This window comes from Candidatus Allofontibacter sp., from assembly GCF_040404065.1.
In the GTDB taxonomy this organism is placed as follows: domain Bacteria; phylum Pseudomonadota; class Alphaproteobacteria; order Pelagibacterales; family Pelagibacteraceae; genus Fontibacterium.
In genome coordinates, this window is record NZ_JBBAJM010000001.1 from 503,452 (window position 1) to 528,193 (window position 24,742).

21 protein-coding genes are annotated in these 24,742 nt (G+C 30.4%); 13 read left to right on the forward strand and 8 right to left on the reverse strand.

What is annotated here, in order from left to right:
* The first annotated feature begins 13 nt into the window (after positions 1-13).
* Positions 14-835: an outer membrane protein assembly factor BamD gene (locus AC8IG9_RS02690; protein ID WP_507425281.1), complete on the forward strand. Its 822-nt coding sequence runs from the start codon at positions 14-16 to the stop codon at positions 833-835.
* A gap of 9 nt (positions 836-844) precedes the next feature.
* A complete protein-coding gene (gene ligA, locus AC8IG9_RS02695) occupies positions 845-2,881 on the forward strand; it encodes an NAD-dependent DNA ligase LigA (protein WP_507425282.1) in 2,037 nt (678 codons plus the stop codon).
* On the opposite strand, the gene AC8IG9_RS02700 is transcribed toward ligA, so the two are convergent.
* Positions 2,864-4,600, reverse strand: coding sequence for a M24 family metallopeptidase (locus AC8IG9_RS02700; RefSeq protein ID WP_507425283.1), 1,737 nt, complete (start codon positions 4,598-4,600; stop codon positions 2,864-2,866). The genes ligA and AC8IG9_RS02700 overlap by 18 nt on opposite strands.
* Positions 4,587-6,833: an ATP-dependent helicase gene (locus tag AC8IG9_RS02705; RefSeq protein ID WP_507425284.1), complete on the reverse strand. Its 2,247-nt coding sequence runs from the start codon at positions 6,831-6,833 to the stop codon at positions 4,587-4,589. Before AC8IG9_RS02705 ends, AC8IG9_RS02700 begins: the two co-directional genes overlap by 14 nt.
* Before the next feature lie 135 nt (positions 6,834-6,968).
* Between AC8IG9_RS02705 and AC8IG9_RS02710 the strand changes: the two genes are divergently transcribed.
* Positions 6,969-8,375 carry an AsmA family protein gene (locus AC8IG9_RS02710; RefSeq protein ID WP_507425285.1) on the forward strand — a complete coding sequence of 469 codons (1,407 nt, stop codon included), beginning with the start codon at positions 6,969-6,971 and terminating at the stop codon, positions 8,373-8,375.
* Here the strand turns inward: AC8IG9_RS02710 and fumC are convergent.
* Positions 8,372-9,760: a class II fumarate hydratase gene (gene fumC, locus AC8IG9_RS02715; RefSeq protein ID WP_507425286.1), complete on the reverse strand. Its 1,389-nt coding sequence runs from the start codon at positions 9,758-9,760 to the stop codon at positions 8,372-8,374. The two genes, AC8IG9_RS02710 and fumC, sit on opposite strands and share 4 nt — an antisense overlap.
* A gap of 60 nt (positions 9,761-9,820) precedes the next feature.
* Between fumC and AC8IG9_RS02720 the strand changes: the two genes are divergently transcribed.
* Together AC8IG9_RS02720 and AC8IG9_RS02725 are read left to right on the forward strand one after the other, a co-directional pair.
* Positions 9,821-10,573, forward strand: coding sequence for an SDR family NAD(P)-dependent oxidoreductase (locus AC8IG9_RS02720; RefSeq protein ID WP_507425287.1), 753 nt, complete (start codon positions 9,821-9,823; stop codon positions 10,571-10,573).
* Positions 10,574-10,879 (forward strand): (2Fe-2S) ferredoxin domain-containing protein, encoded by a 306-nt coding sequence (locus tag AC8IG9_RS02725; RefSeq protein WP_507425288.1) that lies wholly within the window; start codon positions 10,574-10,576, stop codon positions 10,877-10,879.
* A 5-nt stretch (positions 10,880-10,884) separates the two neighbouring features.
* Here the strand turns inward: AC8IG9_RS02725 and metZ are convergent, their stop codons facing one another.
* The 3 genes from metZ to metF are packed head-to-tail and all read right to left on the reverse strand — an operon-like array spanning position 10,885 to position 15,250.
* Entirely contained in the window at positions 10,885-12,060 is a 1,176-nt protein-coding gene (gene metZ, locus AC8IG9_RS02730) for an O-succinylhomoserine sulfhydrylase (RefSeq protein WP_507425289.1), read from the reverse strand.
* Positions 12,057-14,336 carry a 5-methyltetrahydropteroyltriglutamate--homocysteine S-methyltransferase gene (gene metE / locus AC8IG9_RS02735; RefSeq protein ID WP_507425290.1) on the reverse strand — a complete coding sequence of 760 codons (2,280 nt, stop codon included), beginning with the start codon at positions 14,334-14,336 and terminating at the stop codon, positions 12,057-12,059. Before metE ends, metZ begins: the two co-directional genes overlap by 4 nt.
* Positions 14,336-15,250, reverse strand: coding sequence for a methylenetetrahydrofolate reductase [NAD(P)H] (metF, locus tag AC8IG9_RS02740; protein ID WP_507425291.1), 915 nt, complete (start codon positions 15,248-15,250; stop codon positions 14,336-14,338). The genes metE and metF overlap by 1 nt, the downstream gene beginning before the upstream one ends.
* Positions 15,251-15,430: 180 nt before the next feature.
* Between metF and AC8IG9_RS02745 the strand changes: the two genes are divergently transcribed.
* The 4 genes from AC8IG9_RS02745 to msrA are packed head-to-tail and all read left to right on the forward strand — an operon-like array spanning position 15,431 to position 17,647.
* Positions 15,431-16,054, forward strand: a complete 624-nt coding sequence (locus AC8IG9_RS02745; RefSeq protein ID WP_507425292.1) for a LysE family translocator — start codon at positions 15,431-15,433, stop codon at positions 16,052-16,054.
* A complete protein-coding gene (locus AC8IG9_RS02750; RefSeq protein WP_507425293.1) occupies positions 16,051-16,740 on the forward strand; it encodes an AzlC family ABC transporter permease in 690 nt (229 codons plus the stop codon). The genes AC8IG9_RS02745 and AC8IG9_RS02750 overlap by 4 nt, the downstream gene beginning before the upstream one ends.
* A gap of 3 nt (positions 16,741-16,743) precedes the next feature.
* A complete protein-coding gene (locus tag AC8IG9_RS02755) occupies positions 16,744-17,073 on the forward strand; it encodes an AzlD domain-containing protein (RefSeq protein ID WP_507425294.1) in 330 nt (109 codons plus the stop codon).
* A gap of 1 nt (position 17,074) precedes the next feature.
* On the forward strand, positions 17,075-17,647 hold the full coding sequence (gene msrA / locus AC8IG9_RS02760) for a peptide-methionine (S)-S-oxide reductase MsrA (protein WP_507425295.1): 573 nt from the start codon (positions 17,075-17,077) through the stop codon (positions 17,645-17,647).
* 2 nt (positions 17,648-17,649) lie between these two features.
* Here msrA and AC8IG9_RS02765 read toward each other — a convergent pair whose 3' ends face one another.
* Both AC8IG9_RS02765 and msrB read right to left on the reverse strand, forming a co-directional pair.
* On the reverse strand, positions 17,650-18,045 hold the full coding sequence (locus tag AC8IG9_RS02765) for a PaaI family thioesterase (RefSeq protein WP_507425296.1): 396 nt from the start codon (positions 18,043-18,045) through the stop codon (positions 17,650-17,652).
* A 1-nt stretch (position 18,046) separates the two neighbouring features.
* On the reverse strand, positions 18,047-18,526 hold the full coding sequence (msrB, locus tag AC8IG9_RS02770) for a peptide-methionine (R)-S-oxide reductase MsrB (protein ID WP_507425297.1): 480 nt from the start codon (positions 18,524-18,526) through the stop codon (positions 18,047-18,049).
* A gap of 110 nt (positions 18,527-18,636) precedes the next feature.
* On the opposite strand from msrB, the gene AC8IG9_RS02775 reads away from it, so the two are divergent.
* Genes AC8IG9_RS02775 through acnA form a run of 4 tightly spaced genes read left to right on the forward strand, consistent with a single transcriptional unit; the run spans position 18,637 to position 24,741 of the window.
* Positions 18,637-19,578 carry a TAXI family TRAP transporter solute-binding subunit gene (locus tag AC8IG9_RS02775; protein ID WP_507425298.1) on the forward strand — a complete coding sequence of 314 codons (942 nt, stop codon included), beginning with the start codon at positions 18,637-18,639 and terminating at the stop codon, positions 19,576-19,578.
* Positions 19,579-19,600: 22 nt separating this feature from the next.
* Positions 19,601-21,700 (forward strand): TRAP transporter permease, encoded by a 2,100-nt coding sequence (locus AC8IG9_RS02780; protein WP_507425299.1) that lies wholly within the window; start codon positions 19,601-19,603, stop codon positions 21,698-21,700.
* A complete protein-coding gene (locus AC8IG9_RS02785) occupies positions 21,697-22,062 on the forward strand; it encodes a DUF1850 domain-containing protein (RefSeq protein WP_507425300.1) in 366 nt (121 codons plus the stop codon). The genes AC8IG9_RS02780 and AC8IG9_RS02785 overlap by 4 nt, the downstream gene beginning before the upstream one ends.
* 15 nt (positions 22,063-22,077) lie before the next feature.
* Positions 22,078-24,741 carry an aconitate hydratase AcnA gene (acnA, locus tag AC8IG9_RS02790; RefSeq protein WP_507425301.1) on the forward strand — a complete coding sequence of 888 codons (2,664 nt, stop codon included), beginning with the start codon at positions 22,078-22,080 and terminating at the stop codon, positions 24,739-24,741.
* Position 24,742: the final 1 nt, after the last annotated feature.

Here is a 24,742-nt window from a genome sequence, read left to right on the forward strand (position 1 = left end):
AATTTTAATTTTAATGTTTAGACTAAAAAAAGAATTCAGTATTTTATTAATATTTTTATTTATTTTTAGCTGCTCCTCATCAGATAAGGCTCTGGTTGATCCCCCAAAACCAAAAGTTGAACTTTCAAAATTATATAATTTTGCAATGGAGGATTTTAAAAATAATAGACCTGAACCAGCCATTGATAAATTTAAAACAGTTGAAAAAGATTATTCCTACACAGAATGGGCTCCCAAATCTGTTCTAATGATAGCTTACATTTATTATGAAACTGGTCGATGCCCAGACGCGTATTATGCTATTGATCGTTATATTAAATATTATCCTAATAATCCCGAAAGAATTTACGCGGAGTACCTAAAAGGGATGTGTTATTTCGAAGAAGTAAGTGAATTTTCTAAAGATCAAGAAAAAACTTTGCAAGCAGTTAAGCAGTTTAATTTTATAATTAAAACATATCCAAAAACTGAATATGCAGAAGATGCTAAATTTAAATTAGATTTATTAAATGATTTATTAGCTGGAAAAGAAATGTATGTAGCAAGATATTATATGAATCAAAAGAAATGGGCCGCAGCTTTAAATAGATTAAAAACGATTGTAGATAAGTATCAAACAACAATTTATATTGAAGAAGCCCTTTATAGGATTATAGAAATCTATCATAAATTAGGACTGGAAGAAGATGCAAATAAAGCAGCATCAATCCTTGGTTATAATTTTAATTCAAGTGAATGGTATAAAAAAAGTTATTTATTAGTATCTACAAACCAAACTGTTTTGCCTAAAAAAGATAGATCTCTTTTAGATAGTTTTAAAAAAGTATTTAATTAAAAAAGTTTAATGAGCGGACTGTCTTTACAAGAGTACAAAGAAAAAATTGCTCTAATCAAAAAATTAAATAAGGCCTATTACCATAATGATAGTCCACTAATTTCAGATGCTGAATACGACGAGATTAAGAGAAGCATCTTAGAATTTGAGAAAAAAAATCCAGATCTTGTAGATAAAGATTCTCCTTCAAAGAAAATAGGTTTTGCACCTTCAGAAAAATTTTCTAAAGTTAAACATCTTGTACCAATGTTATCTCTGGATAATGCTTTTGAAAGAGAAGATGTGGAAGACTTTTTAAAAAAAATTAAAAATTATCTAAATTTTAAAGAAGATTCTAAAATAGAATTAACGGCAGAACCTAAAATTGATGGGATTTCGGCATCTTTAATTTATAAAAATAATAAAATTATTCGAGGACTTTCAAGAGGAGACGGTGAATTTGGAGAGGACATAACAGAAAATTTATTAACCATTAAGGATATTCCAACAGTATTAAAAGATGAAATTATAGAAGAAGAATTTGAAATTAGAGGAGAAGTTTACATTGGTAAAAAAGATTTTGAAAAATTGAAAGACGATTTTGCAAATCCAAGAAATGCCGCTGGAGGTTCGTTGAGACAAAAGGATTCAAATAAAACAGCTTTAATCCCATTAAAGTTTTTTGCACATAGCATCGGAAATATTGATGAAAAAAGATTTAAAACACATATGAACTTTTTAAGTTTTTGTAAGAAAATCGGTTTTAAAACAAATCCATTAACAAAGATTCTAAGTTCAGTTGATGAAATAATGAAAAGTTACAATCATATTGAAGAGATAAGGTCTTCATTGAATTATGATATTGATGGCATTGTCTACAAAGTAAATGACTTAAGTCTGCAAAAAAGACTTGGTAGCCTATCTTCTTCTCCTAGATGGGCGATTGCTCATAAGTTTTCTTCAGAAAAGGCCACAACTGTTATTAGGAAAATAGAAATCCAAGTTGGAAGAACAGGAGCGCTAACACCAGTTGCAAAATTAGATCCTGTTAATGTAGGAGGAGTTTTGGTTTCTAATGCTACATTACATAATGAAGATGAAATTATTAGAAAAGATATTAGGTTAAATGACACGGTTATTATTCAAAGGGCAGGCGATGTTATTCCTCAAGTTGTCGAAGTTATAAAATCTAAAAGAGATAAGAGTAGTAAAAAATTTATATTTCCGGACAAGTGTCTTTGTGGGAGACCTGCTGTGAAAGATTACAATGAAACCTCAAAAAAATTAGATTCCATTAAAAGATGTTCAGACACAGGTTTCAATTGTGAATTTATGGCAAGAGAAAAGCTTAAGCATTTTGTTTCAAAAGAAGCTCTTGATATCGAAGGTTTTGGAAAAAAAATAATAGAAGATTTTTGGTCTTTAAATTTCATTCGTTTACCGCAAGACATCTTTAGTCTTGATTATAAAAAAGTAGAAAAGTTAGAGGGCTGGGGCGAACTGTCAGTTAGTAATTTAAAAGTCGCAATTGAAAAAAGCAAAATAATTAGTCTTGCAAAATTTATATATAGCCTTGGTATAAGACATATCGGCCAAGAAAATGCTAAAAATTTAGCACGTTATTTTGTTTCAATAAAAAATTTTTTAAAATTGTGTGAGGCTAATCTTTTTATAAATGAGATTAGTAATTTAGATGAGATTGATGGTATTGGCGAAACGCAAGTTGAGTCTTTAAAAATATTTTTTAAAGATAAAAAAAATAATAAAATTGTTCACGAATTGAGTAAGATTTTAAATATTGAAGATTTTGTAGAGAAAAAAATTGATAGCTTTTTTTCTGGAAAAAATATTATGTTTACAGGTGGATTTTCTGCAATGAGCAGATCTGAGGCTAAATCATTATCAGAAACTTTAGGCGCAAAGATCTTAAGTTCTGTTACTAAGAAATTAGATTACTTAATTATAGGCTCATCTAAACCAACTAAAAATAAAGTTGATAAAGCAAAGGAACTGGGCGTTAAAATTATTGAAGAAAATGAATGGATGAAGCTATCTAAAAACAGCTGAACAAGCGTTCCTTAACATTGTTAATTCAGCATTATTCATAAAAGGTTTTAAAATATAATAAACTTTTTCATGATAGTTATTAATCCAATTTATCTCTTTTTTATTTAAAATTTTTTTATTAAAGCAATCTTTGTCAATAGGAACTATTGTTAAATCTAAAAATTTTAAATTATTATTGTTCATTTTTTCGCAATAAACTAAATTCTCAATTCTTATTCCAAATTTATTTTCTTTGTAAAATCCAGGCTCATTAGAAAGTATCATTCCTGGCAAAATCTTTTGATTATTTAAAGGCGAAAATCCTTGAGGTCCTTCGTGAACATTTAAAAAATAACCAACGCCATGACCAGTGCCATGAGAATAGTTATGACCCATTTTTAGTAAAGGAGCTCTAGCAACTTTATCTATATCTTTTCCAATAGTAGATTTTTTTATTTCATATGAAGACACCGCGATATGTCCTTTAAGAACAGTTGAATAGATTCGTTTTTGTATATTGGAAATTTTCCCAATAGCTATTGTTCTGGTAACATCTGTAGTTCCGTATAAATACTGACTACCAGAATCTAAAAGGTAAAAGTTGTTTCCCTTTATTACCTTGTTAGTTTTTTTATTGGCTCTGTAGTGAACAATGGCACCATTTTGAGCAAATGCTGAAATAGTATTAAAGCTTGGATATAAATAATCTTTGCTAAATTTTTTAAACTGCTCAAGTTTATTTTGAGCAGAAATTTCGGTAATTTTTTCTTTTTTGTAATTATTTTTTAACCAGAAAATAAATTTTGTTAAAGCAATACCATCAAATAAATGAGCAATTTTAGTATTGCTAATTTCTGTTTTGTTTTTTGTCGCTTTTAGTAAGTCGATAGGGTCATTGGTTTTTATAATCTCATTGGAAGAATTAATGTTTTTTTCATAGTCATAACTGCATGTCTTTTTATCTATTAAGATTTTTGATTTTTTAATCTGTTTTAAATAATCGAGAAAAAGATCTTCTTTTATAAATGTTATATTTTTTTTAATAAATTCCTTAATTTGAGGAGTGATCTTATTTAAGTTGGTAAAAAATATTATTTTTCCATTTCTTTCAATGATTAGTTTACCGTTTGTCAGTGGACTAGATATAGAGTCGCGTCCTCTAATATTTATTAACCAAGAAATATTCTCTACTGCAGTACAAAGTAAATAATCAATCTTATTTGATATAAGTAATTTTTTTAGTCTAATAATTTTATCTAAATAGTGTTCTCCATGAAATTTTTCTTCCAAAAGATAGAATTTTTTATCTTTAATTTTAGATTTATTTATCCATATTTTATCAATTAAATTATATTTAATCCCAATAAGTGAGATTTTATTATTTCCAATAATATTATTTAATGTGTTTGAGGTAAAAAGTTTTGGGTCAAATCCTAAAGAGATTTTTTTACTCAAGTTCTTAAAAACTTCTTGGGGTTTTATTTTTGATATTTCGCAAATTTTAAAACTTTTATTAACCTCAGCTTTTGCCTGCAAGGTATATCGACCATCTACAAATAAATAAGATTTTTTTTTTAAAATTATAGCAAGACCAGATGAGCCACTGAATCCAGATATAAATTTTAATCGATCTTTATTCTCAGGAACATGTTCTCCAAAATATTCATCATTTTTGGGAATTAAATAACCGTCACAGTTATTTTGTTTTAAAACTTTTCTTAATTGATTAATTTTCTTCATTAAATTTTTTTATAAATTTATCAATTATTTTTTTCTCTCCATATTTTTTAAAACTAATTATGAGTTTATCATCCTCAATATGAATAACTTTTCCATTGCCAAAATCTTCGTGAGTGACACTTTCGCCAACTTTAAAAATAGTATTGTTGTTACTATAAGTTATTTTATTAAAATTATTTTTAATTTTTTTTGCTTGCTGTAATCTATTCCATCCCGGACTTCTTGAAGGTTGGTCAAAATCAATCTCTTGATTAAAATCAAAATCTTCTTTTTTATATTCAGTAAAATGATTTTTCATATTTAATTTATCTTTTGGAAGTTCTTCGATAAATCGAGAGGGAAGTGTTGGCATCCAATCTATATCGCGATCTCTTTTTCCTCCATAAATTCTTCTGTTGTTCACAAAAGAGATAAATAACCTTTTCTTTGCTCTAGTGATTGCAACGTAAGCAAGTCTTCTCTCTTCTTCAATTGCCTGATGACCTTTTTCATCAATTGATTTTTGATGAGGAAATAGACCTTCTTCCCAGCCTGGCAAGAAGACAACATCAAACTCGAGTCCTTTAGCAGCATGCATAGTCATTAAGTTTACTTTCTCTCCATTCCAATCTTCATCTGTTGAGGTTTGTAATGAAATATTTTCAAGAAAGTCTTGAAGACTGGCGTAGTTTTTGATTGATAATATTAACTCTTTTAAGTTTTCAAGTTTACTATCTGCTTCAGGTGTTTTTTCATTCATTAGCATTTGAGAATATCCAGATTCATCTAGAATTCTTTCTGTAAGCTCATAATGAGTTAGTTCTTTTGTTAATTTTCTCCATAATTGAATATCACTAATAATTTTTTTTAAGCTTAAAACTGTTTTTCCCTTAGAGTTTTCTTGCTCACAATAAACAAGAGATGCCTGTTCTAAATTAATATCTTTTTCTTTAGCAATTTTATGGATTTCTTTTAAAGTTGCATCGCCAATAGCACGTTTAGGAGTATTAATTATTCTTTCAAAAGCCAGATCATCATTCTCTTGATAAACAATTCTAAGGTAACAGATTGCATCTTTAATTTCTGCGCGGTCATAAAATTTTAATCCCCCAATAACTCTGTAAGGTAGATTAATTTTTATAAAACGATCCTCGAATTCTCTTGTTTGAAACGAAGCTCTTACAAGTATAGATATTTGATTAAGTGAATATTCTTTAGATAAATTTTTTTCAATTTCGTCAGCTACTCTCACTGCCTCGTCATAACCATTATTATAGCAATTAACCTCAATCAAATCCCCATTGGAGTTTTCAGACCATAATTTTTTACCAAGTCGATCTTCATTGTTTGATATTAAAGATGAGGCTGTATCTAAAATATTTTGTGTGGATCGATAATTTTGTTCCAGTTTTATAACTTTCGTATGTGCATGAATTTTGTCAAAATTTAAAATGTTTTTTACTTCAGCACCGCGCCAACTGTAAATAGATTGGTCATCATCTCCTACGCAGCAGAGATTGTTATTTTTTTTAGATAAAAGATCTAACCATATATTTTGAATAAAATTTGTATCTTGGTATTCATCTACAAGAATATATTTAAAATTATTATGATAGAGTTCTAAAATTTCTGGCATAGTTTTAAATATTGTAACGCAATGCAAAATAAGATCTCCAAAATCAACGCAGTTCATGATCTTCAATCTTTGTTGGTAGATTTTATATATTTTTAGAGCTGTATCTTTAATGTAGTTTTCATTACTAATTTTTACTTCACTAGGAGTAAGACCTTTATTTTTCCAGTCATCTATAAAAGCAGCAACTAATTTAGGAGGAATTTTTTTTATATCGATATTTTCAGATTCAATTATATTTTTAATTAGTCTTAATTGATCAAGAGTGTCTAAAATAGTAAAATTTGATTTTAAACCAACAGCCTCAGCATGACGTCTTAAAATTTTATTGCTAATAGAGTGAAAAGTACCAAGCCAAGGCAGAGAAGAAGATTGAGCACTTAGAAGTTTTAATATTCTTTCTCGCATTTCATTTGCGGCCTTATTTGTAAATGTTACGCAAAGAATTTGTGTTGCCCAACATTTTTTTGTTTCAATAAGATGAACAACTCTAGTGGTTAAAACTTTAGTTTTTCCAGAGCCTGCACCAGCAAGAATTAGAAGAGGTCCATCACTATGAGTAACAGCTTCTTTTTGTTGATTATTAAGGTTTAATAAGTAATTTTGGTTCGTGGAATTCATAAAATCAAATAGATCAAGTAGTTAACATAATATAACAAAAATTAAATGATTCTTAGGAAATTACAGTCTTTAGAGTTTTTGAGGTCTTTAAAGTCCTTAAAGTCTTTTTATAATCACAAAATATACAGTGGTATAATGGTTGCAATAGCAGCTATAGTATTTTTAATTTTTTTGTCCCCCTATTTTATAGATTTAGAAAAATATAGATCTGAGATTGAAAGTCATATTCAAGAAAAATTTTTTATTAAAATAAAGATTAATGAAAAAATTTCTTATAAGCCCTTTTTAAGGCCTCATATTGAACTGTTTTCGGTGGATATTTTTGATGGCAATAAAAAAGAAGATGTCTATTTAGGAAATATATATAAAATTAATTTACGCATAAACATTTTTAATATTATTTTTAGAAAATTTAATATTAATGATATTGAAATTCGAGATGGTATTATTGAAGTTGACGGTAATTATTTTGATAATTTTTTTAAACATAATGATGCCATTAAAGATTTAAAAGTTATTAAAATTGATAATCTAGATTTTAAATATTCTTCAAGCAAAAACTCAGTTGAAATTAGTGACATTAACAGCGAAATAATTTTTGATCAAGGAAATATAAAAAAATTTGATTTAACAGGTAATTTATTCAATCTACCTATAGCAGCTAATTTTCAGGGCTCTAAAGATAAAGATAAAAGTATTGGAAAATTATTGGTTGAATCCCCAGATCTAAAATTTTATTTAGACGCTAATTTAAATAATATTAATTTTTTAAAAAATGAATTTATTGGAAATGGAAGAATTAGATTTGCAAATACTTTAAGTACCATTGGTTTGAATAATTTAACCTTGCAGTTTAATTTTGATTTAAAAGATGAGTTTGCAGAATTAAATAATATTCTAGTTAATTCTTTTCTTTATAAAGGAACCGGAAATGCAAAAATTTCTATAAAACCTAAACTTGCATTCGAAGGTGAATTTAATTTTATAGATACTAATTTTAAAAAATTATCTAACGGTGATTTAAAAGATAATTTAGTTCATCATAAATTATTTAATATTCATGATGATTTTTATGGAGTTTTTAAATTAAATTTTAAGAACATGGTAACTAACCATAATCTTTTCTCTGATGCTAATGCATTAGTTATTGTAGAAGGTGGCGATGTGAACGTTAAGGAGCTAAACTTAATTTCAAAATCTAATGATCAATTAAAAATAAACGGTCGTTTTATTACTCAAAATAGAGAAACTATATTCTTTTTTAATTCTCAGATTAACCTTAAAAATGTTAGAAGTTTTTATAAAAATACAAACGGCGCCAGGGAAAAAATAGCTCTTTTACCAAACGATACTCTTTACGCAAAAATGAGCGCTGATTTAAACATGAAAAAAGGAAGAATAGTTATTAATGAGATTGTTGGAGATAATAATAAAAAGTTTAGCAGAGTAAGTCTTAATACTATCCAAGAAGAGTTTAATTTACGTTTAAATAAAGATATTTTGAATATTTTAGACCCTAGAATCTATAGTTTCTTATTTTAATTTGGGTGAACCATTTTTTTTGGGTCCATTAATTGATTATATTCTTTTTCGTTAACTAGCCCACTTTTTAAAGCTTCTTGTTTTAAAGACGTTCCATTTTTATGAGCTCTCTTTGCAATCATAGAAGCATTGTCATAACCAATTTTAGGAGCAAGAGCGGTAACTAACATTAAAGAGTTATTTAATAATTCAGAAATTCTTTTTGTATCTGCTTTAATTCCTCTTAGACAATATTTCACGAAACAATCAATAGATTCGGATAGCAATTCAATAGACTGAATAATGCTATGACCAATTACAGGTTTAAAAACATTTAATTCAAAATGACCGTTAGAAGCAGCAATGGTAATTGTTGTATGATTACCCATCACTCTTGTGCACACCATAGTAACAGCTTCACACTGAGTTGGATTTACTTTACCCGGCATAATAGATGAACCGGGCTCATTCTCTGGAAGAATAAGTTCTGCATAACCAGCTCTAGGTCCAGAACCAAGAAATCTTATATCGTTTGCAATTTTCATTAGAGCAACAGCAAGAGTATTAAGTGTTCCAGATAGATTTACTATTGGCTCATGACTCGCAAGTGCTTCAAATTTATTAGGAGCAGTTTTAAATGGCAACTTAGTAATTTTTTTAATTTCAAATGCAATTTTTTTATCAAAACCTTTTTTGCTATTAATGCCAGTGCCAACAGCAGTACCTCCTTGAGCAAGAAAGTAAACTTCCTTTAAAGCAATCTCTATACGTTTGATGCAGTTTTTTATTTGAGTTTGATAGCCTGAAAATTCTTGTCCCAATGTTAAAGGAGTTGCGTCTTGAAGATGAGTCCTTCCAATTTTGACAATATTTTTAAACTTATTAACTTTTACTGCTAATTCTTTTTCTAATAATTTTAGAGAAGGCAGAAGTTTTTTATTTACCTCAATAGCAGTAGCCACATGAATAGCACTTGGGTAAGTGTCGTTTGTAGATTGAGATTTATTAACGTGATCATTTGGATGAACGGGTTTTTTTGAACCCATTTTCCCACCCAAAATTTCTATAGCACGATTGGAAATAACTTCATTCACATTCATATTCGTTTGCGTTCCGGAGCCTGTTTGCCAAACTTTTAGAGGAAAATGGTCGTTAAACTTTCCCTTAATTACTTCATCAGCAGCTCTGATAATTGCTTGGAAAACTTTTTTTTCTAAAGATTTGAATCTAAAATTAACAATAGCAGCGGCTTTTTTAATGACAGCAATTGCTCTTATTATTTCTAATGGGACTAATATTTCTCCAATTTTAAAGTACTTTAATGAACGTTCTGTTTGGGCACCCCAATACTTATCAGCTGGAACTTTGACTTTGCCAAAACTGTCTGATTCAATTCTTGATGCCATATGAGTATTATCTTATATCACTAATGATAATTTTTAATAGTTGCTAATCAATCAGACTTTATGAACGTTTTAATTATAGGCGCTACTTTTGGTATTGGCTATGAGCTTAGCAAAAAATACTTAGATCATTGCGATCATTTAATTTTATTAGGAAGAACACAAGAAAAATTACAAGATTTAAAATTAGAATTTAATTCAAGAAGGACAAAAGTTTCTACATTCTCTTTAGATGTTACTGAAAAAGAAAATTGTAAAAGAATTATTAGTGAAATTATTCAAGAATATAAAAAAATTGATCTTGTGGTTTATTGCTCTGGTTATTATGAGCCTCATGAAACTTTTGATATTAGATTAGAATTATTTGAAAAAACTTTTGCTGTTAATTTTTTTGGTATGATTAATTGTTTTTCAATTTTATTACCTCATTTCAAATCACAACAATCAGGACATCTTGCAGCAATAAGTTCAGTAGCTGGATTTGGGGGACTTCCAAACTCCTCTTCTTATGGACCTTCCAAAGCTGCAATGATTAATTATTTTGAGTCTATTAAAATTGATTGCGATAAAAATAATATTTCCTTAAGTATTATTAATCCTGGCTTTGTTAAATCTAGATTAACAGAGAAGAATGCATTTGATATGCCATTTATTATGGAAGCAGACAAAGCCGCTGAAATAATTTTTGAAGGTTTATTAGCTGAAAAATATGAGATTACTTTTCCAATTCAGATGAAAATTATATTTAAATTTTTGCAAATTTTACCAAGACCCATTTATTTTTTTCTAGTTAGAATATTAACTAAAAATATTTAAATGTTTTTCGAAAAACACGTTTTTTGTTGTATTAATAAAAGATCTGATTCAAATCCTAAAGGGTGTTGTAGTCTTAAGAATTCAGAAAATTTACAGACACAATTAAAAATTAAAATAAAAGATTTAAAGTTAAATAAAAAAATTAGAATTAATAAATCAGGCTGTCTAGATCGATGTGATCTTGGACCTGTGATGGTTATTTATCCAGAAGGAGTTTGGTACACATTTAAAAACTCAGAAGACATTGATGAGATTTTTAACACTCATTTATTAAATAATAAGATTGTAGAAAGATTAAAAATATAAAATTTTTACTTTAAAGCTGTCACGATATCTTTTTTTAAATCTGCAACTGTTTCTAAACCAATAGAAAGTCTTATTAAATTGTCCGTAATACCAAGTGCCAATCTTTCATTTTCACTTAAAACGCGGTGAGTAGTAGTAGTTGGATGAGTTACGATAGACTTTGTGTCTCCCAGGTTATTAGAGATATCAAATATTTTTAGTTTATTGATAAATTTAAAAGCATTTTTTTTATTTCCTTTAACTTTAAAACTTAAAATTGTTCCACCTAGCGATTGTTGTTTTCTAGCAAGAGAGTATTGAGAAAAATTTTTTAAGAAAGGATAAAAAACTTTTTCAATTTTAGAATGTTTGTGCAAAAACTGAGCAATTTCTAAAGCAGCATTAGACTGCGCCTCCACTCTTAGTTTAATAGTTTCTAAACCTTTTAATAAAACCCAAGCGTTAAATGGGCTGATAGAAGGGCCAGTGTGTCTTAGGAATGGTTTTAAAATACTTTCTTTAAACTTAGTTGAAGACAAGATTGCTCCACCCAAAACTCTTCCCTGGCCATCAATATGTTTTGTGCCTGAATAAACAATAATGTCAGCACCTAACAAAACAGGTTTTTGTAGAACAGGACTTGCAAAAATATTATCAATGATAGTTTTAATTTTATTTTTTTTTGCAATATTGCAAACTGCTTTAATGTCTATGAGTTCTAAAAGTGGATTAGAAGGTGTTTCAAAAAAGAATATCTTTGTATTTTTTTTAATAGCTTTTCTCCATTCATTTATATTTTTTCCATCAACGAATGTTACTTGAATTCCATAACGAGGTAGAATATTTTTTAAAATTTCCTTGCAAGAGCCGAATAAAGCAGAAGAAGATACAACATGGTCCCCCGCTTTTAACTGACACATTAATGAAAAAAAGACAGCAGCCATGCCGCTCGCTGTTGCAAAGCAATCTTCAGAACCATCTAACAAAGCTAATCTTTTTTCAAATATTTCAACAGTAGGATTTGAATAACGAGTGTACTGAAAACCTTTTTTTGTTCCTTTAAAAATTGCTTCCGCTTGTTCAGCGCTGTCGTAAACAAATCCTGAAGTTAGGAATAAAGCCTCCGAAGTCTCATTAAATTGACTTCTATTTAATCCCCCTCGGATTAAATTAGTGTTAGTTCCTAACTTATTTATTTTCATTTTTCAGTTCTTAATTCTTTCGCCGCCTGCACCATAGTCTCTAGTGCAGCAATTGTTTCAGGCCAGCCTCTTGTTTTAAGACCACAATCTGGATTAACCCAGATTCTTTTCTTATCAATTAATTTAGAAGCTTTTTGAATAAGTTCTTTCATTTCATTTTTATTAGGAACTCTAGGCGAGTGAATATCATAAACCCCAGGTCCTACTTCATTTGGATATTTGAACTTCTCAAATGTTTTTAATAACTCCATTCTAGATCTAGATGTTTCTATTGAGATAACATCGGCATCTAAAGCTGCAATTGCATCAATAATATCCTCAAATTCAGCGTAACACATATGAGTGTGTATTTGAGTTTCGTCTTTTACAACAGCCGCAGAAATTTGGAACGCTTTAACAGCCCAATCCAAATATTCTTTCCAGTTATTTTTCTTTATTGGCAAACCTTCTCTTAAAGCAGGTTCGTCAATTTGAATCATCTTAATGCCATTTTTCTCAAGATCTTCAACTTCATCACGTATAGCAAAAGCAATTTGTTGAGCGGTATCTTTTCTTGGCTGGTCATCTCTTACAAATGACCATTGAAGAATTGTTATTGGACCTGTTAACATTCCTTTAACAATTTTCTTTGTTTGGCTTTGTGCAAATTTTGACCATTTCACAGTCATTGATTCTGGACGAGAAACGTCTCCGTAAATAATTGGTGGTTTAACACATCGAGAACCATAACTTTGTACCCAGCCACTAGATGTAAATGTAAATCCTTTAAGTTGTTCACCAAAGTACTCAACCATGTCATTTCTTTCAAACTCTCCGTGAACAATAACATCGATGTCTATTTGTTCTTGTTTTTTTATAGCATCGATTGTTTTTGCTTTAAGAAAATCCTCATACTCATTCAGGCTTAATTCGTTTTTTTTAAATTTAGCTCGAGCATTTCTAACGTCTGTTGTTTGAGGAAAAGATCCAATAGTTGTTGTTGGATATAAAGGTAAACCAAAAACATCGCTCTGCATTTTACATCTTTTTTCAAAGCTAGATTTTCTATTTAGGATTTCAGCTGTGATATTTTTAGCTCTTTGTTTAACTTTGTCATCATGAATTAACTCAGACTTTTCTCTGCTTGTAATATCTTTTTTATTTTCATCTAAGTAATTTTTAATTTCATTATTGCCATTGTTTAATGAAATTTTAATATAATTAAGCTCAACTAATTTCTGTTTGGCAAATGATAACCATTTTCTAATTTTTTCAGGAACTTTAGTTTCTAAACCTAAATCATAAGGCGAGTGCAATAATGGACAAGAAGATGAGATCCATAAATTTTTAATGCTTTTTGCATATTCCGCAACTTGTTCAATCTTTTTATTAACATCAGACTTCCAAATATTTCTCCCATCAACAATTCCAATTGAAATAGTTTTGTTAGAATTTTTTAAAGCATCTATATTTGTGATTGTGCCACGTATTAAATCAAAGTGAACAGCATCGACATCACTTGTTAAAACTTCTTTCTCAATTTCAGAGTCAAGTTTCTCAAAGTAAGTTGTTAGTATAATTTTAGATGAACCGGCAAATTTCTTTAATTGATTTAAAGTTTTTTTGATCAATTTAATAAAATCAGCGTTCTGATTTTTTACTAAAATAGGCTCATCAATTTGAATCCATTCAGCGCCTTTTTTATTGAGCGTTGATAAAATTTCTCCATACACAGGAAGTAAATTGTTTAACAAATCAATGCTTTTAAAAGATTCATCGGTAGTTTTTCCAAGGCTTAAAAAGGTAAGAGGGCCTAAGATAATAGGCTTTGTGTTAAAACCTAATTTTTTTGCCTCATCAAGTTCATCAAAGGGTTTATTAGAACTTAATTTAAATTTTTGATTTTTTGAAAATTCGGGCACTAAGTAATGATAATTAGTGTCAAACCACTTTGTCATTTCAAGTGCTGGCACATCCAAATCTTTTGTTTGCGAACCACGCGCCATTGCAAAATAAGTTTTAAAAGAAACTTTATCGTCTTTATGTTTGTATCGTTCTGGAATTGCACCTAATAAACAAATAGCGTCCAAAACTTGATCGTAAAAAGAAAAATCATTTGAGCAAATATAATCAACACCATTATCTTTTTGTGTTTGCCAGTTTTTTTTTTTTAATTCACTAGCACATTTTAACAAATCACTTTCAGAGATCTCAGATTTCCAATATTTTTCTAAAGCAGTCTTTAATTCTCTTTTAGGTCCTATTCTTGGGTACCCGATGCAGTTTATTTTGATCATTATATGTATATCTCCTTTGTTTTAATAAATTGGTTTGTATTTTTATCGTATTCTTTTTTTTCTACTTTTTTTGTATTTAGTAAATTTTTACAAACCTCATATGACAATTCATATTTATTAAGTGTGTAAAAATGAAACTCGTTAACACCTTCTGCTTGCAATTTGTTTACAATATTGCAAGCAATATCCACGCTAACGAATTTCTGGTCTTCTAGATTAATTTTTGAATTAGAGAATTTATCTTCAATCCATTTAGGAATAGATGTTCCGCATTTTATACTAAAATCTTTTACTTTCTGAAAATTACCAATAGGTAAGATACCTGGAATGATGGGTGCCTTAATGCCATAAGCAATTGATTTGTCTCTAAATCTTAATAATTTTTCATGATCAAAAAAAAATTGAGTAATAATCTTATCACCGCCCTGTTCCACTTTAATTTTTAAATTTTCTAAATCTTCATTTTCATTCTTAGATTCAGGATGTTTTTCAGGATAGCCTGCAACAGCAATACTAAAGTTACCTAATTTTTTTAAACCCTTAACCATATCAGCAGCATTAATGTAGCCCTTTGGGTGTGGTTGATATTTTGAATTTTTTGTTCTTACATCTCCTCGCAAAGCAACGATATTGTTAATTCCGTTATTTAACCAATCTAATGCAATGTTATTAATTTCATCTTTACTCATATCAACACAGGTTAGATGACCTGCAACTGGAGTCTTTGAATTTTTTTTTATTTTTTTAACAAGATAATCGGTTTTATCTCTTTCCCCACCACCCGCGCCAAAAGTAACCGATACAAATTTTGGATCAAACACCTCTAATTTAGTAAAACTTTCCCATAGACCTTCATCACTCACCCTGTCTTTGGCTGGGAAGAACTCAAAACTAATATTTAAATCTTTGCTCATAATTCATTCTAAACAAAGGTTTTTTTGGAAAATTTCGAAAAAAACCACCAGATAAAGCGGCGGTTATTAAGTGCATCGCTTTAGCTGGATTTATAAAGCGCCCGCAATTTGAAAATAACTCAGCGCTGAAATTAAATAACTTTATTAAGATAATTAGTCAATATAGACCTAGATTTATCAATGATTCCAAACAATTTTTTACTGTTTGTTCAATTAATCACCATACTCTTCATTACCCCTGGGCCGCAGAGAATTTTAATTATTAGCAATTCAATGAATTATGGTTTTCCTAAAAGTTTATGGACAGGACTAGGAGATGTTTCTGCAAACGCAATTCAAATGATTTGCGCAACCTTTGGAGTTTATGCTCTCATAAAACCACATCCGCAGGTATTAGATACTTTTAAATGGATTGGTGGATTATATTTAATTTATTTAGCAATAAAGTTTTTAAGAAGAAAGAACAAAGTTTCAATAGATAAAGGCTTTGGAACTCGTTCAGCAATAGATTTATTTAAAGATGGATTCATTTCTGCTTTTTTTAGTCCAGGCGCTATAGTTTTTTTTGTTGTTATGTTTCCTAATTTTTTAGATCCAAATCATAATTTTATCATTCATTTTATTATTTTAATGGTAACCCATGTTGTTTTAGACTTTTTCTTTTTATCAATCTATGCAGGAGTATCTAGCAAGATTGCTATTTTTTTAAAAAACTATCCTAATTTAATAAGCAGATTATCAGGATGCGCTTTATTATTCCTGGCTTATAAAATTTTGAGCACAAAAATTAATTTATTAGCATGACTTTTAATCAATATTTTAAACAAGGTTGTATTGCTGGAGCAGGAATTCCCGGAATAAGTCTGGCAGCAAGTTTCTTTGCTTTAGGAGCTCTTTTTAAAAATGCAGGTTTGAATGCTACGCAAAGTTTTCTTTCAACATTAATTAGTTTTGCTTTGCCAGGACAAGTAGTGATGGCTGAGACTGTTATAGTTCATGGAACTTTCTTAAATATTTTTCTATCGGTATATTTAACAAACGCCAGATTGTATCCAATGACTATTAATTTAATTCCTGTCATTAGAGAGCAAGGCAGACCTAATTGGCACTATTATTTAATATCGCATTTAATAGCAGTCACTAGTTGGGTTCATATGCTTAATAATTACAAAACAATTGATAAAGGAAATCGTTTTAGTTTCTATTTAGGACTTAGCGCTACTCTTTGGATTTTATCGACTATTGCAACAGTTGTTGGTTTTTATGCCGCCGGAGCTCTCAGTAATAATATTTTTATTGCAGTTATTTATTTAAATCCAATTTATTTTATGTGTATGATTGCAGCTGGATTAAATAAGAAACATATTATCTTAACAGTTGTTTTATCAGTTATTTTATCTCCTCTTTTATTTTTAGTAACACCTAGTTGGTCAGTACTAATTTCAGGATTGGTATCTGGAATAATTTCTTATTTAATTTTTATTAGGTAAAACATGTCATCAAATTATATTTACATAGCAATTTTAATAGCATCAGTTGCAACCTATGCCTCAAGGCTTTTAGGAGCTATTTCTGCACATTATGTAAACGAAGAAGGCAAATTGTTTAAGTTTATATCTTGTATTTCTTATGGAATTTTAGCTGCTTTGATTTCTAGAATTTTTATTCATCCAGTAGGAGCACTTGAAGAAAGTTCGACCTTTGTTAGAATTTTTGTAGCAGGTCTTACTCTCGTTGTACTTTTCCTTTCAAAAAAAAATGTATTATTTTCATCTTTATTTGGGATTATCGTTTTTGGAATTATAAATTTTTACATTCAATAGAATGAAAAATTTAATAGTTATATTTTTTATTTTATTAGTTTCATCGTCAGGTTATTCACAAGAAAAAAAATATGCATATCTTGCGGGTGGTTGCTTTTGGTGTATGGAAGCTGCATTTGAGAAAATAGAAGGAGTAACTACAGTAATCTCGGGTTATAGCGGTGGCTCTAAAGTTAATCCTACTTATGAAGAAGTGCTCAAGGGTAAAACAGGTCACATAGAAACTGTCAAAGTTATTTATGATCCAAAACAAATTTCTTATTTAGAGTTACTCAAAAAATTTTGGATAAATATTGACCCATATGATGGGCAAGGTCAGTTTTGCGATAAAGGAAAAAGTTATGCTTCGGCAATTTTCTATCAAAATGAAGAAGAAAAAAAATTAATAGACCAGTCTATTAATGAAATGAAATCATTAAATAGAAATAAAATTAAAACAGCCTTTGTTGAGTATAAAAATTTTTATCCCGCTGAAGACTATCATCAAGATTTTTATAAAAAGAACCCAAATCATTATTATTCTTACTTGGCAGGCTGTGGAAGAGTGGATAAATTAAAAGAGATTTGGAAGTAAGATTATATAATTTTCCATGTGCCAGATGCAGTTGCAACTAAGTTGTCTTTCTCAAATAGTTCTGCCAGCACAAAAACTAAGGAATTAGTTTTTCTTGATATTCTAACTTTACCAATCAACTTATCGTTTTCTCTTGAGGCTGAAATAAATTTTATATCTAAGGCAATTGTCACACATCTTTTGCCATCTATAACTTGATGAGCAGCTGATCCCATTCCATTATCTAAAATAGCAGCAATATAACCACCATGACTTATTCCTGCTGAATTTAAATTAAAACTTTGAACTTTAGATTGAAATTCAAAAGTACTTTCGGAAATTTTTTTAAAATCAATCCCACCAATATGTTTAACAAAACCTTTTTTATTAACCCCGTCTGCGATGTTAGAATTTGTCATACTAACTAATTTTTCCCGGTACAAATTTTAATACAAGGCCATTATTGCAATATCTTTTGCCTGTAGGTTTAGGACCGTCATCAAATACATGGCCATGATGACCATCACATTTTGAGCAATGATACTCAGTTCTTGGATAAACTAATTTATAGTCAGTGCTTGTTTCAAAAGCCTCAGAGTAAGTTTCAAAAAAAGAAGGCCAACCCGTTCCACTGTCGTACTTCATTTTTGAACTAAAAAGCTTGTTATTGCATCCTGCGCAGTAATAATTTCCTTCTCTTTTTTCATCATTTAACGCGCTTGTATAAGCTCTTTCCGTACCTTCGTTTCTTAGAACATCATACTGCTCAACAGTTAGGATTTTTTTCCACTCTTCTTTGCTTTTGGTCACTTTTTCTTTTGCGGTTATTTTTTTTATTTTAATAAAATTACTTATTAACAGTATTGTAAATATTTTTTTGAAAAAAACTCTTTTATTCATATCGCATTAAACTAGAACACAATCTAGAGTAGAACAAAAAAATATATCCAGTTTGCGTTTTTTCTAAATTTATAATTTAATGAACTATAAACAATTTAAAAAGGATTTATATGTTTAAAAAAATATTAACAACAATCGCTGCATTGTTGTTTGCTATCAATACTTCAAATTCAGCAGAATTTATAAATATTCTAACAGGCGGAACTTCAGGAGTTTATTATCCTTTAGGCGTTGGAATTTCAAAAATTTACGGTGAAAAAATTAAAGAGGTAAAAGTTCAAGTACAAGCAACAAAAGCATCTGTTGAAAATTTAAATCTTCTTCAAGATGGAAAAGGAGAATTAGCATTTGTTTTAGGAGATGCTCTTAAAGATGCTTGGCAAGGAAATGAAGACGCAGGTTTTAAAGTTAAACTTGATAAATTAAGAGTGATTGGCGCAATTTATCCAAACTATATTCAAATCGTAGCTTCAAAAGATTCTAAAATTAAAACTTTAGCAGATCTTAAAGGAAAAGGTTTGTCAGTCGGAGCGGCTAAATCTGGAACTGAATTAAATACTAGAGCCTTATTTAAAGCGGCAGGTATGAGTTATAAAGATTTAGGTAAGATCGAGTATTTGCCTTACGCAGAGTCTGTTGAACTAATTAAGAATAGACAATTAGATGCAACTCTTCAGTCGGCAGGTCTTGGTGTGGCATCACTTAAAGATCTTTCAACTTCATTAGATATCGTTGTGGTTTCTGTTCCTGCGGAAATAGTAAAAAAAATGGGGGCACCATTTGTTGCTGCTAAAATTCCAGCGAACACTTACAAAGGTCAAACAGAAGATGTTAACACTGCATCAGTAATCAATTATTTGGTTACTCGCAAAGATGTTTCTGAAGCAACGGCATATCAGATGACAAAATTATTTTATGAAAGCCTTCCTGAAATGATTGCGTCTCACTCTGCGGCTAAAGATATTTCTTTAGAAAATGCAGCTAAGAACTCACCAGTTCCTTTGCATCCTGGTGCTGCTAAATATTATAAAGAAAAAGGACTTATTAAATAATTTTAATTTAATAAGTTAATTCATGAAAAAATCAAAAGGATCTAAGACAGCTGACAATAGTTCAGCTGTCTTATCTGATGCTATTATTGAAGATTTCCCAAGGACTACTGAAGGAAGAATCTTATTTTATATAGCAATTCTTTTTTCTGTTTTTCAGTTATTAACTGCTGCTCATATTATTGATTTCTCAAGCCAAGTTGTCCGGGCAATCCACGTTGGATTTTTAGGCTTAATAGGCCTTCCGCTGATTAGTTCTTTAAAAAAATATAGTTTAATTTCCAGAACTTTTTTCTGGATTTTAGGAATTTTAAGTTTTGGAATTGGTCTGTATCAACTTATTGAATACAAAGATTTAATCGTTAGAGCAGGAGATCCAAACACTACAGATATAGTTGTAGGCGTTGTAGCTTTAGTGGTACTTTTTGTTGCCTGTTGGATTTTGATGGGATCTTCACTTCCAATCATGTCAGGTTTTTTTCTTCTTTATTGTTTGTTTGGAAATTATTTACCAGGAATTTTTCAACACCGCGGATACGATTTCAAACAAATCATAGAACAAATGTCCTATGGTACCGAAGGTATTTATGGAGTGCCTATCTATGTTTCTTCTACTTATATTTATTTATTCATTTTATTTGGTTCATTTTTAGAGCGAGCAGGGATGATCAAATTATTTAACGATGTTTCCATGGGTTTAGTTGGACACATGACAGGAGGTCCTGCGAAGGTTGCGGTTATATCTTCAGGAATGATGGGAACAATTTCAGGATCAGGAATTGCAAACGTTGTAACAGTTGGACAGTTCACTATACCGTTGATGAAAAAATTTGGTTACAGATCTGCTTTTGCAGGTGGAGTTGAATCCACAGCTTCAATGGGCGGACAAATTATGCCACCTGTAATGGGAGCAGTTGCTTTCATCATGGCAGAAACTTTAGGAATTCAGTATTACGAAGTTTGTATTGCAGCAATACTTCCTGCTTTCTTTTATTATGCATCAGCTTTTTGGATGGTGCATTTAGAGGCGAGCAAAAACAATTTAGTTGGTTTACCAAAAAATAAATTACCCTCACCATTAAAAGCCTTAAAGCAAAAATGGTATTTAGTTTTACCATTAGCGGCTCTTGTTTATCTTTTATTTGCTGGTTATACGCCTTTGTATGCTGGAATTATTGGTTTAATTTTAACAACATTTTTAATTTTAGGAGCATCCATCACTCTTGGTTTTTCATCTAAAGTAAATAGATTTATTTTTTGGATCGCTTTAGGTTTTATTGCTTCTTCTTTCTTTAAATTAGGAACAACAATTATTATTGCAACTTTATTTATATTATTAGTTTGGAACTTTTTTGTTAAAGGCGGAAAAAAAACTTTAATAGATTGTAGAGACTCTTTAGCAGATGGAGCTAAAACAGCATTACCAGTTGGACTTGCCTGTGCAATTGTTGGAATAATTATTGGCGCCTTAACATTAACTGGAATTGCAAACACAATTGGTCAGTTAATTATTGAGATCGGAAAGAATAGTTTGATAGTATCTTTGTTTTTGACGATGATCGTTTGCATTATTGTTGGAACTGGTATCCCAACTATTCCAACTTACATCATTACTTCTGCTATAGCAGGACCTGCTCTTTTTAAGTTAGGAGTTCCTCTTTTAGTAAGTCACATGTTTGTCTTTTATTTTGGAATTTTAGCAGATCTTACACCACCGGTTGCTCTTGCCTGTATGGCAGCAGCGCCTATTGCAAAAGAAGATGGCAATGTAATTGCAAATGAGTCTATGAAAATAGCAGCAGCAGGATTTGTAATACCATTTATGGCAGTCTACGCCCCAGAACTAATGCTACAGAATCCAACTGGTAAAAGCTTAGATGCGTTTTCACTTTCAGTTATTTATATTTTTATAAAAGTATCTATCGCAATAATATTTTGGGGCATGGCTGTGATTGGACATTATAGAGTTACTCTAAGTTGGACCGAAAGAGCATTAGGTGTATTAGTTGCTGGATTATTTATTATTTCAGACCCAATACTTGATAAAATAGGATTTGTAATTACGGCTATCACAGTTTTTTTAATTTGGTATAGAATTAAAAAATTACCAAACACTAATGCATGAGTTTATGCGTTTTAACCGGAACAAAAGTTACAACGTTCGCACTTTCGTTTTTTACGTTGGTTTGGACTCATTCCATAGAGAAAGTGGAGTGGCAAGAAGATTGGAAGATTGTTAATTCAAAACTGAAAATTGTAGAAGCAAGAATTAAAGGTTCGGGTGCTGGAATGGAGCCTCCTCCTGACGCAAAACTAGTCAAGGGTTGGTGGGTTTATAAACCCAAAGTTAGCGCTAAAGATGAATTGATATTAGCAACCTCTGAAACTAATATTAAAAACTGGAGCATTTGCTTTGAAGGAAAGTGCGAAGAACTTCCAAGAAACGAAAATAAACCGTTGAAGTTATATGCCTGCGATAGTAAATAAATCTCGAATTTCTTTATGAGCAAAATTAATTCTTTTAAATCAAAAAAAATAATCAAAGCTAACGGAAAAGACTATGTTATTTACAGCTTAACTGAAGCTGAGAAGAATGGTCTTAAAGATATAAACAAACTTCCAAAGTCCCTTAAAGTTTTATTAGAAAATTTACTTCGTCACGAAGATAATAGTACAGTTGATAAGACGCAAATTAACGCCATCCAAAGTTGGTTAACGACTAAAACTTCGGATACCGAAATCGCTTATCGTCCAGCTAGAGTTTTAATGCAGGACTACACAGGAATTCCAGCAGTTGCAGATTTAGCTGCAATGCGTGATGCGGTGAAAGCAAAAAATAAAGATCCAAAAAAAATTAATCCATTATCGCAAGTAGATTTAGTCATTGATCACTCAGTGATGGTTGATAATTATGCAAATAAAGATTCATTTGATTTGAACGTTGAAAAAGAATTCTCAAGAAATGGTGAAAGATATTCATTTTTGAAATGGGGTCAGCAAGCATTTGATAATTTTAAAGTGGTTCCTCCAGGAACAGGAATTTGTCACCAAGTTAATTTAGAATATTTATCAAAAGTAGTTTGGTCTTCAGAAATCAATGGAGAACTAACTGCTTATCCAGATACTTTAGTAGGCACAGACAGTCACACAACAATGGTGAATGGTCTTGCGGTTCTTGGTTGGGGAGTTGGTGGAATTGAAGCTGAAGCTGTGATGTTAGGGCAACCTATTTCAATGTTAATTCCAGAGGTTGTTGGCTTTGAAGTTAAAGGAAAATTGCCAGAAGGCACAACAGCAACAGATTTAGTTTTAACCGTTACACAAATGTTAAGAAAAAAAGGTGTAGTTGGAAAATTTGTAGAGTTTTATGGTGAAGGTTTAAAAAATCTATCTCTCGCAGACAGAGCAACAATTGCAAACATGGCGCCAGAATATGGGGCGACATGCGGATTTTTTCCAATTGATGAAGAGACGCTCAAATATTTAGAATTTACTGGCAGAGATAAAGACTTAATTAAACTTATAGAAGTTTATGCAAAAGAGCAGGGACTATGGACAAGTTCAGGAATGGTATTTACAGATACTTTAAGTTTAGATGTAAGCACAGTGGTTCCAACAATTGCAGGACCAAAACGTCCACAAGATAAAGTTTTATTAACGGATGCTGCAAAAGACTTTGATAAAAACTTTAAAGAGACAATCAAAAGAACAGCGTTAAAAGAATATGCTGTTGAAAACGCAAATTATAAATTAAAAGATGGGAATATTGTAATTGCTGCAATCACATCTTGCACAAATACTTCTAACCCTAGCGTTTTAATTGCTGCAGGACTTCTTGCTAAAAAAGCAATTGAAAAAGGATTATCTTCTAAGCCTTGGGTTAAAACTTCATTGGCCCCTGGTTCTAAAGTTGTAACTGATTATTTAGAAAAAGCAGGACTTGATACTTATCTTAATCAATTAGGTTTCAATTTAGTAGGTTATGGTTGTACGACTTGCATTGGAAACTCTGGACCGTTGAACGACAACATTAATAATGCAATTACAAAAGGTGAATTGTATGTAGCATCAATTCTTTCAGGAAATAGAAACTTTGAAGGACGAGTGCATCCGCAAGTTAAAGCAAATTACTTAGCATCACCTCCACTTGTTGTGGCTTACGCTATCGCAGGTTCAATGACCTTTGATCTTTATAAAGATTCACTTGGCAAAGATAAGAGTGGCAAAGATGTATTCTTAAAAGATATTTGGCCGTCTAATAAAGAGATCGCAGACACCATCTTAACTTCAATTACAGCGCAGATGTATAGATCAAGATATGATAATGTATCTGAAGGTCCTGATAGCTGGCAAAAAATTAAAACAGTTGCGAGCAGCATTTATGATTGGGATCAAAAATCAACTTACGTTAAACGACCACCATTCTTTGAAAACTTACCTGATAAACCAGAAGGATTTAAAGCGATTAAAAACGCAAGACCTCTTCTTATTTTAGCAGATTCAATAACGACGGATCACATTTCTCCAGCAGGATCTATTCAAAAGTCTGGACCTACAGGTGACTATTTTATGCAACATCAAGTATTACAAAAAGATTTTAACTCTTATGGAGCGAGAAGAGGAAATCACGAAGTGATGATGCGCGGAACATTTGCAAACATTAGAATTAAAAATGAAATGGCTCCAGGAACAGAAGGTGGTGTTACAATGATTTATCCTGATAAAAAAGTAATGCCAGTATTTGATGCTTCTATGGAATATCAAAAAAGAAAAGTAGATCTTATTGTAATTGCAGGAAAAGAATACGGAACGGGATCATCGCGTGATTGGGCCGCAAAAGGTACAAAACTTTTAGGTGTTAAAGCTGTTATCGCAGAAAGCTTCGAGAGAATTCACAGATCTAATTTAGTTGGCATGGGAATATTACCTCTTCAATTTAAAGAAGGTTTTTCTAGAAAAACTTTAAATATAAAAGGATCTGAAATTATAAACATTCTTAATGTTGAAAAAGGTTTAAAACCTAGAGAAGAAGTAACCGTTGAATTCTTATATGAAGATGGAAGTTCTAAGAAAATAAATGTTCTTTCTAGAATCGATACTGATAATGAAACTGAATACTATAAGCACGGTGGCATTCTTCAGTACGTTCTAAGAAATATGGCTTAAA

Bases quoted from the DNA above. Each gene is read 5' to 3' on its own strand.
- AC8IG9_RS02690 (WP_507425281.1), top strand. From the start codon at position 14: ATGTTTAGACTAAAAAAAGAATTCAGTATTTTATTAATATTTTTATTT.
- ligA (WP_507425282.1), top strand. From the start codon at position 845: ATGAGCGGACTGTCTTTACAAGAGTACAAAGAAAAAATTGCTCTAATC.
- AC8IG9_RS02700 (WP_507425283.1), bottom strand. From the start codon at position 4,600: ATGAAGAAAATTAATCAATTAAGAAAAGTTTTAAAACAAAATAACTGT.
- AC8IG9_RS02705 (WP_507425284.1), bottom strand. From the start codon at position 6,833: ATGAATTCCACGAACCAAAATTACTTATTAAACCTTAATAATCAACAA.
- AC8IG9_RS02710 (WP_507425285.1), top strand. From the start codon at position 6,969: ATGGTTGCAATAGCAGCTATAGTATTTTTAATTTTTTTGTCCCCCTAT.
- fumC (WP_507425286.1), bottom strand. From the start codon at position 9,760: ATGGCATCAAGAATTGAATCAGACAGTTTTGGCAAAGTCAAAGTTCCA.
- AC8IG9_RS02720 (WP_507425287.1), top strand. From the start codon at position 9,821: ATGAACGTTTTAATTATAGGCGCTACTTTTGGTATTGGCTATGAGCTT.
- AC8IG9_RS02725 (WP_507425288.1), top strand. From the start codon at position 10,574: ATGTTTTTCGAAAAACACGTTTTTTGTTGTATTAATAAAAGATCTGAT.
- metZ (WP_507425289.1), bottom strand. From the start codon at position 12,060: ATGAAAATAAATAAGTTAGGAACTAACACTAATTTAATCCGAGGGGGA.
- metE (WP_507425290.1), bottom strand. From the start codon at position 14,336: ATGATCAAAATAAACTGCATCGGGTACCCAAGAATAGGACCTAAAAGA.
- metF (WP_507425291.1), bottom strand. From the start codon at position 15,250: ATGAGCAAAGATTTAAATATTAGTTTTGAGTTCTTCCCAGCCAAAGAC.
- AC8IG9_RS02745 (WP_507425292.1), top strand. From the start codon at position 15,431: ATGATTCCAAACAATTTTTTACTGTTTGTTCAATTAATCACCATACTC.
- AC8IG9_RS02750 (WP_507425293.1), top strand. From the start codon at position 16,051: ATGACTTTTAATCAATATTTTAAACAAGGTTGTATTGCTGGAGCAGGA.
- AC8IG9_RS02755 (WP_507425294.1), top strand. From the start codon at position 16,744: ATGTCATCAAATTATATTTACATAGCAATTTTAATAGCATCAGTTGCA.
- msrA (WP_507425295.1), top strand. From the start codon at position 17,075: ATGAAAAATTTAATAGTTATATTTTTTATTTTATTAGTTTCATCGTCA.
- AC8IG9_RS02765 (WP_507425296.1), bottom strand. From the start codon at position 18,045: ATGACAAATTCTAACATCGCAGACGGGGTTAATAAAAAAGGTTTTGTT.
- msrB (WP_507425297.1), bottom strand. From the start codon at position 18,526: ATGAATAAAAGAGTTTTTTTCAAAAAAATATTTACAATACTGTTAATA.
- AC8IG9_RS02775 (WP_507425298.1), top strand. From the start codon at position 18,637: ATGTTTAAAAAAATATTAACAACAATCGCTGCATTGTTGTTTGCTATC.
- AC8IG9_RS02780 (WP_507425299.1), top strand. From the start codon at position 19,601: ATGAAAAAATCAAAAGGATCTAAGACAGCTGACAATAGTTCAGCTGTC.
- AC8IG9_RS02785 (WP_507425300.1), top strand. From the start codon at position 21,697: ATGAGTTTATGCGTTTTAACCGGAACAAAAGTTACAACGTTCGCACTT.
- acnA (WP_507425301.1), top strand. From the start codon at position 22,078: ATGAGCAAAATTAATTCTTTTAAATCAAAAAAAATAATCAAAGCTAAC.